Origin of the sequence: Streptomyces sp. NPDC101178 (assembly GCF_044767965.1) — a bacterium.
Taxonomy (GTDB): Bacteria; Actinomycetota; Actinomycetes; order Streptomycetales; family Streptomycetaceae; genus Streptomyces.
The window spans coordinates 235,698-248,290 of sequence record NZ_JBIWOZ010000002.1; the positions used below are offsets into that span (position 1 = coordinate 235,698).

Here is a 12,593-nt window from a genome sequence, read left to right on the forward strand (position 1 = left end):
CTCAGTCGTCTTCGTTGTCGCCGAAGTCGGGGCGGACGCCGCGTGCGGCCTGGACCTCGTCGTTGGAGGTGCCGGCGGCGACCATCGGCCAGACCATGGCGTCCTCGTGGACGATGAAGTCGATCACGACGGGGCGGTCGTTGATGGAGTTGGCCTCTTCGATGACCTTGTCCAGGTCGGCCGGGTCCTCGCAGCGGATGGCGTGGCAGCCCATGGCCTCGGACAGCTTGACGAAGTCCGGGATACGGGTGCCCTTGGCCGGGGTGCCGTCGGTGTCGGCGCCGGAGTGCAGCACGGTGTTGGAGTAGCGCTGGTTGTAGAAGAGGGTCTGCCACTGGCGGACCATCCCGAGGGCGCCGTTGTTGATGACGGCGACCTTGATCGGGATGTTGTTGAGCGCGCAGGTGGCCAGTTCCTGGTTGGTCATCTGGAAGCAGCCGTCGCCGTCGATGGCCCAGACCGTGCGGTCGGGTGCGCCGGCCTTGGCGCCCATCGCGGCCGGGACCGCGTAGCCCATCGTCCCGGCGCCGCCGCTGTTGAGCCAGGTGGCGGGCTGGTCGTAGTCGATGTAGTGGGCGGCCCACATCTGGTGCTGGCCGACGCCGGCGGTGAAGATCGTGCCTTCGGGGGCGAGCTTGCCGATGCGCTGGATGACCTGCTGCGGGGAGAGGCTGCCGTCGTCGGGCAGGTCGTAGCCCAGCGGATAGGTGTCGCGCCAGCGGTTGAGGTCCTTCCACCAGGCGGTGTAGTCGCCGGTGTTGCCGTCGGTGTGCTCGGCCTGGACGGCCTGGACCAGGTCGGCCAGGACCTCGCGGGCATCGCCCACGATCGGCACGTCGGCGGTGCGGTTCTTGCCGATCTCGGCCGGGTCGATGTCGGCGTGGACGATCTTGGCGTACGGGGCGAAGCTGTCCAGCTTGCCGGTGACGCGGTCGTCGAAGCGGGCGCCGAGGGCGACGATCAGGTCGGCCTTCTGCAGCGCGGTGACGGCGGTGACCGCTCCGTGCATGCCCGGCATGCCCACGTGCAGCGGGTGGGTGTCGGGGAAGGCGCCGAGCGCCATCAGGGTGGTGGTGACGGGCGCTCCGGTCAGCTCCGCGAGGACCTTCAGCTCGGCGGTGGCACCGGCCTTGATGACGCCGCCGCCGACGTAGAGCACGGGGCGCTTGGCCTGGGTGATCAGCTTGGCGGCTTCGCGGATCTGCTTGGCGTGCGGCTTGGTGACGGGCCGGTAGCCGGGCAGGTCCTGGGCGGGCGGCCAGCTGAAGGTGGTCCGGGCCTGGAGGGCGTCCTTGGCGATGTCGACGAGGACGGGGCCCGGGCGGCCGGTGGAGGCGATGTGGAAGGCCTCGGCGATGGTGTGCGCGATGTCGTCGGCGCGGGTGACCAGGAAGTTGTGCTTGGTGATCGGCATCGTGATGCCGCAGATGTCGGCTTCCTGGAAGGCGTCGGTGCCGATGGCCTTGGAGGCGACCTGGCCGGTGATGGCGACGAGCGGCACGGAGTCCATGTGCGCGTCGGCGATCGGGGTGACCAGGTTGGTGGCGCCGGGGCCCGAGGTGGCCATGCAGACGCCGACCTTGCCGGTGGCCTGCGCGTATCCGGTGGCGGCGTGGCCCGCGCCCTGCTCGTGGCGGACCAGGACGTGACGGACCTTGGTGGAGTCCATCATCGGGTCGTAGGCGGGGAGGATGCAGCCGCCGGGGATGCCGAACACGGTGTCGGCGCCGACTTCCTCGAGAGAGCGGATGAGGGACTGCGCGCCCGTGACGTGCTCAACGGTGACGGACGGCTGTCCGCCGGTACGGGCGCGCGGCTGCGGGTGGTGGGCCCCGGTGGCCTGCTCGGTCATCGGCATTCTCTTCTCGAAGCTGAGGGTTTTCGCGGGTGTTTTGCAGCGTTTTGAGAGGTGTCAGTGCAACAAAAAACCCCTCGTGCCGTGAGGCAAGCGAGGGGAGCGCGCCGGGTGCGGTCCGCAGAGTGTCGTGGAGTGACTCTGCTTCAGCCGACGCGCTTTCCAAGTACGAGAATTCGGGTGCGCATGGCATTGACCCTCTCTCCGGCACGCATGACGTGTCAAGTGGGTGGGACGGGCGTCTCAGCATGTGATCCGGTGAGCAGCGGGATCGAGCCTCCCGCCATCACCGTACGGGGGCCGGGGACGCCCGGCACGGGGAACTGGCCGCGCACCAGGGCGCGGCGCAGCCGGTACTCGTCGAGCGGCCCGGAGAAGGCCATCCCCTGACCATGGGTGCAGCCCATGGCGCGCAGCGCGAGGACCTGCTCGGGGACGTCGACGCCGTCGGCGACGGACTGGAGGCCGAGGTCGCAGGCGATCCGGAGCAGCCCGCTGGTGATCTTGTGCAGCCTGGCCGATTCCACCACCCCTTCGACCAGGTTCCGGTCGAGTTTCAGTACGTCGATGGGGAGGCGGCGGAGCGCGTTGATGGCCGCGAAGCCGCTGCCGAAGCCGTCCAGGGCGATCCGGACACCGAGGCGGCGCAGGGCGACCAGGCGCTGCTCCAGCTCGTCGAAGGAGACCCGGGGGTCGCTGTCGGCCACCTCGATCATCAGCGCCCCGGACGGCAGCCCGTGGCGGGTCAGCAGCGCCTCGATGGAGCCGAAGGGCAGCGCCTTGTCCAGCAGCCGGGTGGCGGTCAGGCGTACGGAGACGGCGACCGGGTGTCCGGCCCTCGCCCGGTCGGCGGCCTGCTTGACGGCCTCCTCCAGGAGCCAGCGGCCGAGCTCGGCGGTGCGGTCGTCGTCGCCGGTGACCCGCAGGAACTCGGCCGGGGTGAAGAGGATGCCCTGGGCGGAGCGCCAGCGGGCCTGGGCGGCGACCGCGGCCACCGAACCGCTGGCGAGGTGGACGACCGGCTGGTGCAGCAGGGCGAACTCGCCTTCGCGCAGGGCGGTGCGCAGCCGGGTGGCCAGCTCGGAGCGGCGTACGACGTCGGCCTGCATCTGCGGGGCGTACAGCTCGACCCGGTCCTTGCCGCCGGCCTTGGCGCGGTACATCGCGAGGTCCGCGTTGCGCATGAGGTCGGTGGGGGTGATGCCGGGCTCGGCGAAGGCGACGCCGATGGAGGCGGCCACCCGGACCTCGCTGACGCCGATCCGGTACGGCTGGGAGAGGGTGAGGCGGAGCCGCTCGGCGATCTCGTGGACCTGGTACTCCCGGGCGCCCTGGTCGCGGGTGCCGTCGCCCATGATGAGCGCGGCGAACTCGTCGCCGCCGAGGCGGGCCGCGGTGTCGCCGGCCCGGACGGACTCCTGGAGGCGGCGGGCGGCCTGGATGAGCAGCTCGTCGCCGGCCTGGTGGCCGATGGTGTCGTTGACCGCCTTGAAGCCGTCCAGGTCGATGAAGAGCACGGCGGTGCCGGCGTCTCCGGCGCGGCGGCCGGTGAGCGCCTGGCGGACCCGGGAGGTGAACAGGGCCCGGTTGGGCAGGTCGGTGAGCGGGTCGTGCTCGGCGTTGTGCTGCAACTGGGCCTGGAGCCGGACCCGTTCGGTGACGTCCCGGCTGTTGAGCAGGAGCCCGCCCTGGTGCCGGTTGACGGTGGACTCGGCATGGAGCCAGTCGCCGGTGCCGGAGCGGAAGCGGCACTCGATGCGGGTGGTGGGCTCCTCGTGCGGTGGGGCGGCGAGGAAGCGCCGCACCTCATGGACGACCCGGCCGAGGTCGTCGGGGTGGATGATCGAGGAGAGCTCCGCGCCGACGAGGTCCTCCGCGTCGCGCCCGTAGACGCCGGCGGCGGCGGGGCTGACGTAGCGCAGGGTGCCGCTGGGGGCGGCGATCATGATGACGTCGCTGGAGCCCTGGACCAGGGAGCGGAAGTGGTTCTCCTTCTGGGCCAGCTCCTGGGTGAGGGAGATGTTGTCCAGCAGCATGATCCCCTGCCGGACGACCAGCGCGAGGACGACCGTGCAGCCGGTGAAGATGACGACCCGGTCCACCCGGCGGCCCTCGACCACGTTGTACAGGATGCCCAACGTGCAGACGGCCGCGGCGAGATACGGGGTCAGCGCGGCCAGCGACCCGGCGATCGGGCGGCTCATGGCGCGCGGCGGGCCCGGGCGGTCGGTGCCGGGCGCGCGGCTCCGTACGCCCCAGGGCGCGTAGGCGAGAAGCAGCGAGCCGGCGAACCAGCCGGCGTCGAGCAACTGGCCCGAGTGGTAGGTGGAGCGCAGCAGCGGCGAGGTGAACACCGCGTCGCACAGGACGGTCAGCGCCAGGGCGGCGATCGCGGTGTTGACCGCGGAGCGGTTGGCGCCGGAGCGGCGGAAGTGCAGCGCGAGCACCATGGAGACGAGGACGATGTCCAGCAGCGGATAGGCCAGCGAGAGCGCCGCCGGGCCCACGCTGGCCTCCTCCGCGCCCGCCATGTGCGCGGCGTGCGCGAGGGCGAGGCTCCAGGCGAGGGTCAGCAGGGACCCGCCGATCAGCCAGGCGTCCAGGGCCAGACAGACCCAGCCGGCCCGGGTGACCGGGCGTTTGGCGAGGACGAGCAGGCCGACGATGGCGGGCGGCGCGAAGCAGAGGAAGAAGGCGTCGGCCGCCGACGGTGTGGGCACGGGGACGCCGAGCACCACCTCGTACCACCCCCAGACGGCGTTGCCACAGGCCGCCATGAGGGAGGAGAGCGAGAAGAGCAGCCAGGCGGGCCGCAGCCGTCCCGCGCTCACCCGGGCGTAGAGGAAGCAGGAGACGGCGGCGATCAGCGCCGCCGCGGCGAGACCGAAGTCGCCCATGAAGCGGGCCAGTTCCGGTGAGCCCCAGCCGAAGGCCGCTCCGATCGAGTATCCGGCGCAGACCGTGCCGAGCAGGATCCGGGCGAGCAGTCCTGTGGAGCCGGCGGCGGTCCGCGGCGAGAGCCAGGTCCCCAGCACGCTCACCGGAGGGCTCCCCGTCCCGGCCCCGGCCGCCGCCCCGGGGTGAAATCCGGCCACCTGCGGGCGCCGCGTCCGGGCAGCGCCGATGGCCGCCGCACTCCGCTCCACGGCCTCGGGTCGTCTCTCCATGCCCAGCACATCGCCCGTCGCCCCCTCGCGTTCCGATGCTCCCCCCGCACCGCCCCTGCCACGGCGCAGCCCTCCGGTGCGGACGATACACCAGGTTCGTCACACAGGGCCATAGCCTCTCTACGCTCCGTGACGAAATGCGAGGTGGGCGGCGCTGTGTGCATGCGGAACGCACCTCGGCGTGACTGCTCCGGGTCGCCCGGGGCGCCTCAGCCGGTGGTGCTGACGACGTTCACCACCGGCTCTCCGGCGGCGAACCGGGTGAGCTGTGCGGCCAGCAGCCGCTTGGCACGCGGTTCGAACGCCGAGGTGCTGCCGCCGACATGAGGCGTGATCAAGACATTCCGAGCATGCCAGAGAGGATGGCCGGAGGGCAGCGGTTCCGGATCGGTGACATCGAGCGCGGCGCGCAGCCGTCCGGATTCCAGTTCGGCCAACAGGGCCTTGGTGTCCACGACTCCACCGCGGGCCACGTTGACGAGGAGGGCGCCGTCCGGCATCGCGGCGAGGAACTCGGCGTCCACCAGCCCCTGGGTGGAGGGGTTCAGCGGGGTGGAGAGCACGACGACATCGGCGGCGGGCAGCAGGGCCGGGAGGTCGTCGAGTGTGTGTACGGGACCGCGCTCCGTGGTCCGCGCGGAGCGCGCGACGCGTGCGACCTGCGCGCACTCGAAGGGCGCGAGCCGATCCTCGATGGCCGCGCCGATGGAGCCGTACCCGACAATGAGGACGGACTTGTCGGCGAGGGCCGGATAGAACCCGGACCGCCACTCCTCGTTGTCCTGGCCGTGGACGAAGCCGGGGATGTCACGCAGGGAGGCCAGGATCAGGGCGAGCGTCAGCTCCGCCGTGGACGCCTCATGGACTCCCTTGGCGTTGCAGAGGCGTACGCCGGCGCGCAGGAGGCCGAGACCCGGCTCCACGTGGTCGATGCCCGCCGAGAGCGTCTGCACCACCTGGACGGCGCTCATCGCGCCCATGGGCCGGACGGCGATCTCGGAGCCCTTCATGTAGGGGACCACGTAGTACACACAGTGCGCGGGGTCGCCGGGGTACTCCGGGCCGCCGTCCCAGAAGAGGTAGTCGAGGCCTTCGGGGAGCCCTTCGATCTCCTCGGCCGGGAAGGGCAGCCATACGTCGGCGGTCGTCGCGCGGGCAGTCGTCGCAGTCATGGTCAGGAGGCTATGCGACGGGTGTGCGAGTGCTCCAGGACGGCTGATCGAAGTCGCGGCCGGGTCAGAGGTTAGGGTCTCTCGTTCGGATCATGCCGGACCCGCGGGGTCCGGCATGATCCGAACGAGAGGCCCTGGTTCGGGGTGCGGTACGGCCCCGTGACCGCGGGAACGAGGGAGGGTTCGGGGAGTTGGAGCGCAGGACTATCGGGGCGTCGGGGCTGGCCGTGGGCGCGGTGGGTCTGGGCTGTATGCCGATGAGCTGGGGGTACAGCGCGTCGCAGCAGCTCGGTGACCGCTCGGTGCGTACGGTGCACGCGGCGCTCGACGCGGGGGTCCGGCTGCTCGACACCGCGGACATGTACGGGCCGTTCACCAACGAGCTGCTGGTCGGCCGGGCGCTCAGGGGGCGGCGGTCGGAGGCTTTCCTCTCCACCAAGTGCGGGCTCCTGGTGGGTGATCAGCACATCGTCGCCAACGGCCGCCCCGGTTACGTACGACGGGCCTGCGACGCCTCGCTGCGGCGCCTCCAGACCGATGTGATCGACCTCTACCAGCTGCACCGGGCCGACCCCGAGGTGCCGGTGGAGGAGACCTGGGGTGCGATGGCGGAGCTGGTGACGGCGGGCAAGGTCCGTTCGCTGGGGCTGTGCGCGGTCGGGGCGCGCGCTCCGCGCCGGTCGGGCGCCGGGCCGCATGCGGGAACGATCCGGCAGTTGGAGCGGATCCAGCAGGTCTTCCCGGTCAGCGCCGTCGAGGCGGAGCTGTCGGTGTGGTCGCCGGAGGCGCTGGAGGAGTTGCTTCCGTGGTGTGCGGCGCGCGGGGTCGGGGTACTCGCCGCGATGCCGCTCGGCAGCGGCTATCTGACCGGGACGCTCAAGCCGGGCCAGGGTTTCGAGCCCGAGGACCTACGGGCCCGGCACCCGCGGTTCACCGCCGAGATGATGGCCGCGAACCAGCCCGTGGTGGCCGGGCTGCGGCGGATCGCGGAGCGGCTCGGCGCGAGCGTGGCCCAGGTGGCGCTGGCGTGGGTGCTGCGGCAGGGCCCGCATGTGGTGGCGGTGCCGGGGACGAAGCGGGAGCGGTGGGCGGTGGAGAACGCGGAGGCGGCGGGGGTGGAGCTGGACGCGGCGGCCCTGGCGGAGATCGCCGGGCTGCCCCGGGCGCGCGGGTCCTGGGACTGAGCGGGGCGCCGGGCGGGAGACGGCGGACAGCGGGAGATAGCGGGACAATGGACCGCACCGGGAACTCCTGGCGCGGTCGCGGTGTAGGAACAGGTAGCAGGGCAGTACGGGCAGAGAGTTCAGGCAGCCGTCGAGAGGATCGGTTCAGTGCGCGGTGCTGTGTTCGGGTCAGGTCGGTCCCCCGCGGTGCGCAGGGGGGTGGTGGCCGCGCTGGCGACGGCCTCGCTGGTCCTGTCGGCCGCGTGCTCCGCGGGCGGGGAGGAGGGCTCGTCCGGTACGGGGGCCGCCTCGCCGACCGCCGCCTCTCCGGGCTCCGGCTCGCCCTCGCCGGATCGGTCGGCCGATCTGCCGCCCGCCAAGGGCTCGGCGAAGGTCGTCTCGACGCTGACCGAGGAGCTGAAGTCACCCTGGGGGCTGACCGCGCTGCCGGGCGGTGACCTGCTGGTCGCCTCGCGCGACGAGGGCACGATCCACCGGATCGACGGCGAGAACGGGAAGCAGACCCTGCTCGGCTCGGTGCCCGGGGTCTCCCCGGCGGGCGAGGGCGGCCTGCTGGGCCTCGCGGTTTCCTCGACGTTCGCGGCGGACGGATGGGTGTACGCCTACTTCACCACCACCTCCGACAACCGCATCGTCCGCATGAGTTACGACGAGAAGCGTCCGGCCGGACAGCAGCTCGGCGCCCCGGACACGATCCTGCGCGGCATCCCCAAGGGGAACATCCACAACGGCGGCCGGATCGCGTTCGGCCCGGACAAGATGCTGTACGCGGGCACCGGCGAGATCGGGGACACCGGGCTCGCGCAGGACAAGGAGTCGCTGGCGGGCAAGATCCTGCGGATGACTCCGGACGGGGAGCCGGTGCACGGCAACCCGGAGGCGGACTCGGTGGTGTATTCGTACGGGCACCGCAATGTGCAGGGGCTCGCCTGGGACGCGCAGAAGCGGCTGTGGGCGGCCGAGTTCGGCCAGAACACCTGGGACGAGCTGAACCTGATCGAGCCCGGCGGCAACTACGGGTGGCCCGAGGTGGAGGGGCGGGAGGGCGAGGACGGGTTCATCGATCCGGTGGCCCAGTGGAAGACCTCCGAGGCCTCGCCGAGCGGTATCGCGTACGCGGAGGGCTCGATCTGGATGGCCGGGCTGCGCGGCGAGCGGCTCTGGCGGATCCCGCTCTCCGGTGACCGGGCGAAGGAACCTTTGGCGGATCCCCAGGCGTTCCTGGAGGGGAAGCACGGCCGGCTGCGCACCGTGGTGAGCGCGGGCGGCGACCGGCTCTGGCTGGTCACCAGCAATACGGACGGCCGGGGAGAGCCGAAGCCGGGAGACGACAGGATCCTGCTGGTCGAAGTGGAGTAGGCGGACACCCGTATCCATCACCCGCGCACCATGCCGGAGGGAGCACGACCGTGTTCAATTTCTTCGAGGAGCTCTTCGCCCCGGGCCGCAAGCACACGAGCGACGAGCGGAAGCGGCTGGAGCTGAGCCGGGTGGACGTGGCCGCCGGCGACCCGGCCCGCGGACCGATAGACCTCACCTCCGGCAAGGTGACGGTCCGCGCCCCGGAGGCGGAGCCCGCCCCGGACGGCTCCGGGCGCTGACGGTCCGGGTCCGCCGCTGCGGGCCCGGACCGCACCCGAGGCGCTCCACGGGCTCAGCCCGCCGGTGTGCCCGCGACCGGCAGCGAGAGGAACAGGTCGAAGTACATGCCCGCGGAGATCAGTACGCCGAGGGTGCCGAGCGCGACTCCGGCCAGTGCGACCGCCCGGATCCAGGCGGGCTGCGGCCTCGTGGCGGGGGTGCCGAAGGCCGGGCGGGCCAGGACGAAGGCGCCGACGAGCAGGGCCAGCACCGCGAAGACGCCGTTGACCAGGGCCGTGGCGTGCCAGGCGTCGCCGTAGATCTCGGAGATCTGCTGGGCCGCGCTGGAGCCGCCCGCGGTCTGGATCTGGCCCAGCAGGGTCTCGCGCTCGGCGGCGACCCGGCCGGACCAGGCACCGGTCAGCGCGACGACGCCGAGTGCGGCGGAGACCACGGCCGTGGCGCCCGCCCCGACGCCGTGGCGGGCCTCGGTGAAGGCGTCGGGTTCCAGGTCGTCGTCATCGGCTCCGTCGAGAGCCTCGGCCTCGTCGAAGGAGTCCGCGGCCACCGGAGTCCCGTCCGGCTCGGCGGTCGCGGTGGTGCCCTCCGCAGCGGCGTCGGCGGTGCTCTTCCCGGGGTCGTCGGCCGGTGCGGCCGTCTTGGAGAGGTCGGTCGTCCTGGAGGGGGTGGTGTTCATGTGCCGCACGCTAGGGGCCCCGGATGAGAGCCCCCTTAACGCCACCGCTCAGCGCCCGGTGCGGGCCCGCCATTCCGGGGCCAGCACGGACCAGTGCTCCGAGTCGTGGCGTACGCCCCGGTAGAGGTAGTTCTGGCGCAGCACTCCGTCGCGGGTCATGCCGAGCCGCTCGGCCACCGCGATGGAGCGGGTGTTGGCGGCGGCCGCGACCCACTCGACGCGGTGCATGCCGCGCTCGTGCACCGCCCAGTCGATCAGGCGCTCGGCGGCCCGGGTGATCAGACCCCGGCCCTGGGCGGCGGGCTCCAGCCAGACGCCGAGCTCACAGGTGCCCGACTGCGCGTCGAAGGTCCGGAACAGGACACCGCCGACGAGGGTGGAGTCCAGCCAGATGCCGTGGAGCCGCCCGGTGTCCGCCGCCTGCTTGTCCGCGTACCGCTGGAGCAGTGCGCGCGCCGAGTCCAGGTCGGTGGCGAAAGAGGCGAACGGGATCCAGGGGTCGACCAGCTCGCGCGCCCGGTCCATGTGGGCGAGGAACTCCTCGGCCTGCCAGACCTCCAGCGGCCGCAGCTCGGCCCGCCGGTCCCGCCGGTCGTCAGCCAGGTCCTGCCCCGGGTCCTGACCCGGCTCCTCACCCAGGGATACGGCGAACATCCTGCTCCTCCTCTGCCGGCGCGACGCCCTCCTCCGTGACGCGCGCCCCCGGGATCTTCGCACGATCCACCACGGTGTCGGGCGGCTCGATGCTGATCCGCGGCAGCCGGCGCTCCAGCCAGCCCGGCAGCCACCAGTTGGCGCCGCCGAGCATGTGCATCAGGGCCGGTACCAGCAGGGTGCGCAGGACGAAGGCGTCCAGGGCGACGGCGGTGGCCAGCGCGATGCCGAACATCGCGATCACCCGGTCGCCGCTGAGCACGAAGGCGAGGAAGACGGAGATCATGATCACGGCGGCGGAGTTGATCACCCGGCTGGTCTCGGCGAGGCCGACCCGGACCGAGCGCCGGTTGTCGCCGGTCTCCAGCCACTCCTCGTACATCCGGCCGACCAGGAAGACCTGGTAGTCCATGGAGAGGCCGAAGAGGACCGAGACCATGATCACCGGCAGAAACGGTTCGATGGGCCCGGCGCTGCCGAGGCCGAGCAGCTCGCTCCCCCAGCCCCACTGGAAGACGGCGACGACGACCCCGAAGGAGGAGGCGACGGCGGCCACGTTCATGACGGCGGCCTTGACCGGGATGCCGATGGACCGGAAGGCGAGCAGCAGGAGCAGGCAGCCGAGACCGATGACGACCCCGACGAAGAGCGGCAGCTTGCCGACGATGATCTCGGCGAAGTCGTCGTAGCTCGCGGTCACGCCGCCGACGTACGTCTCCAGCGAGCTGGTGTCCGCGACCGGCGGCAGCACGTCCTCCCGGATGCGGTCGACCAGCTCGCTGGTCTCCTGCGACTGGGGCGCGGAGTCGGGGACGACGGTGAGGAAGGCGGTGTCGCCGCCGCTGTTGTAGGTGACCGGGCTGACCGAGGCGACGCCTTCGGTGGTACGGAGCGTCTCGGGCAGCGCGTCCAGCGCGAGCCGGTCGTCGGCGCCGTCGAGCTGGGCGGCGATGGTGAGCGGGCCGTTGACGCCGGGGCCGAAGCCGTCGGCGATCAGGTCGTACGCCTGGCGGGTGGTGGTCGTGGCCGGGTTGTTGCCCTGGTCGGAGGTGCCGAGGTGGAGGCCGAGGGCCGGCAGCGCGAGGACGGTCATGACGACGGCCGCGATGCCGCCGAGCAGCTTGGGGTGGCGCTCGACGAAGGCGGACCAGCGGGCGGCGAAGCCGGTGGGCAGGTCGGGGCGCGGTCCGTGTTCGGCGAGCCGGCGGCGTTCGCGGCGGCTGAGGGCCCGCATCCCGATGCGGGAGAGGAGAGCCGGCAGCAGAGTGACGGAGGCGGCCACGGTCAGCACGACGGTGAGCGACGCGGCGATGGCGACGCCGTTGAGGAAGCTGAGTCGCAGTATCAGCATGCCGAGCAGGGCGATGCAGACGGTGGCCCCGGCGAAGACGACGGCGCGCCCGGTGGTCGTGACGGCGTTCTGGGCCGCCTCGTCGACGGACATGCCGCGCCGGAGCCCTCTGCGGTGCCGGGTGACGATGAAGAGCGCGTAGTCGATGCCGACGCCGAGCCCGATGAGCATGCCGAGCATCGGCGCGAAGTCGGCCACGGTCATCACATGGCCGAGCAGGACGATGCCCGCGTAGGCGGTGCCGACGGAGACCAGGGCGGTGGCGATGGGCAGCAGGCTGGCGGCGAGCGAGCCGAAGGCCAGGAAGAGGACCACGGCCGCGACAGCGACGCCGACCGCCTCGGCGATATGGGCGGAGGGCGCCTCGGTGAGGGCGACGGCGGTGCCGCCCAGCTCCACCTGGAGCCCGTCCGCCTCGGCTTCCTTCGCGGTGTCGACGAGGGCCTGCGCCTGGGAGGCGGGGATCTCGTCGGCGGGGCGGTCGAAGGTGACCGTGGCGTAGGCGGTGCGGCCGTCCTCGCTGATCCGGCCGGCGCCTTCGGCGCCGTACGGGCCGGTGACCGCGCCGACGCCGGGCAGCGCGTCGATGGCGTGCAGCGTGCGGGTCATCGTCTGTTCGACGTCGGCGGCCCGGACCGTGGAGCCGGTGGTGTGCCAGACCACGGTGTCGGTGTCGCCGCCGAGGTCGGTGAAGCCGCGCGAGAGGAGCTCGGTGGCCCGGCCGGACTCCGTACCGGGCACCTCGTAGTCGTTGGAGTACGCGGAGCCCGCGAACCCCGCCGCGGCGGCCGTGCCGCCGAGGGCGGCGAGCCAGATGAGGACGGCGAGAAGGCGGTGCTTGATGCACCAGCGGGCGATGGCAGCCAACGGACGAGCTCCCTGCGGGTTCGTGGACCTTTACCCGCAGATAACGTGCTCTGCCCGCAAACGTC

9 protein-coding genes are annotated in these 12,593 nt (G+C 72.2%); 3 read left to right on the forward strand and 6 right to left on the reverse strand.

The annotated features are described in order from the left end of the window. Position 1: 1 nt before the first annotated feature. From ACIRR8_RS05215 to ACIRR8_RS05225, 3 genes are all read right to left on the reverse strand, one after another. Positions 2–1,858, reverse strand: coding sequence for an acetolactate synthase large subunit (locus ACIRR8_RS05215; protein WP_404059157.1), 1,857 nt, complete (start codon positions 1,856–1,858; stop codon positions 2–4). A gap of 218 nt (positions 1,859–2,076) precedes the next feature. Continuing rightward, on the reverse strand, positions 2,077–4,896 hold the full coding sequence (locus ACIRR8_RS05220) for a putative bifunctional diguanylate cyclase/phosphodiesterase (RefSeq protein WP_404060662.1): 2,820 nt from the start codon (positions 4,894–4,896) through the stop codon (positions 2,077–2,079). Between the two features lie 335 nt (positions 4,897–5,231). Continuing rightward, positions 5,232–6,194: a 2-hydroxyacid dehydrogenase gene (locus tag ACIRR8_RS05225; protein ID WP_404059159.1), complete on the reverse strand. Its 963-nt coding sequence runs from the start codon at positions 6,192–6,194 to the stop codon at positions 5,232–5,234. A 227-nt stretch (positions 6,195–6,421) separates the two neighbouring features. On the opposite strand from ACIRR8_RS05225, the gene ACIRR8_RS05230 reads away from it, so the two are divergent. From ACIRR8_RS05230 to ACIRR8_RS05240, 3 genes are all read left to right on the forward strand, one after another. Continuing rightward, positions 6,422–7,378 (forward strand): aldo/keto reductase, encoded by a 957-nt coding sequence (locus tag ACIRR8_RS05230; protein WP_404060664.1) that lies wholly within the window; start codon positions 6,422–6,424, stop codon positions 7,376–7,378. Between the two features lie 147 nt (positions 7,379–7,525). Next, complete coding sequence (locus tag ACIRR8_RS05235) at positions 7,526–8,737, forward strand: PQQ-dependent sugar dehydrogenase (protein ID WP_404059162.1); 1,212 nt, start codon at positions 7,526–7,528, stop codon at positions 8,735–8,737. A gap of 50 nt (positions 8,738–8,787) precedes the next feature. After that, complete coding sequence (locus tag ACIRR8_RS05240; RefSeq protein ID WP_404059165.1) at positions 8,788–8,979, forward strand: DUF6191 domain-containing protein; 192 nt, start codon at positions 8,788–8,790, stop codon at positions 8,977–8,979. 53 nt (positions 8,980–9,032) lie between these two features. Here ACIRR8_RS05240 and ACIRR8_RS05245 read toward each other — a convergent pair whose 3' ends face one another. From ACIRR8_RS05245 to ACIRR8_RS05255, 3 genes are read right to left on the reverse strand one after another with little or no spacing between them, the layout of a single operon-like run. Then, a complete protein-coding gene (locus tag ACIRR8_RS05245; RefSeq protein WP_404059169.1) occupies positions 9,033–9,656 on the reverse strand; it encodes a hypothetical protein in 624 nt (207 codons plus the stop codon). A gap of 48 nt (positions 9,657–9,704) precedes the next feature. Beyond that, positions 9,705–10,310, reverse strand: coding sequence for a GNAT family N-acetyltransferase (locus ACIRR8_RS05250; RefSeq protein ID WP_404059171.1), 606 nt, complete (start codon positions 10,308–10,310; stop codon positions 9,705–9,707). Beyond that, a complete protein-coding gene (locus tag ACIRR8_RS05255; protein WP_404059174.1) occupies positions 10,288–12,528 on the reverse strand; it encodes an MMPL family transporter in 2,241 nt (746 codons plus the stop codon). Before ACIRR8_RS05255 ends, ACIRR8_RS05250 begins: the two co-directional genes overlap by 23 nt. Between the last annotated feature and the right edge of the window lie 65 nt (positions 12,529–12,593).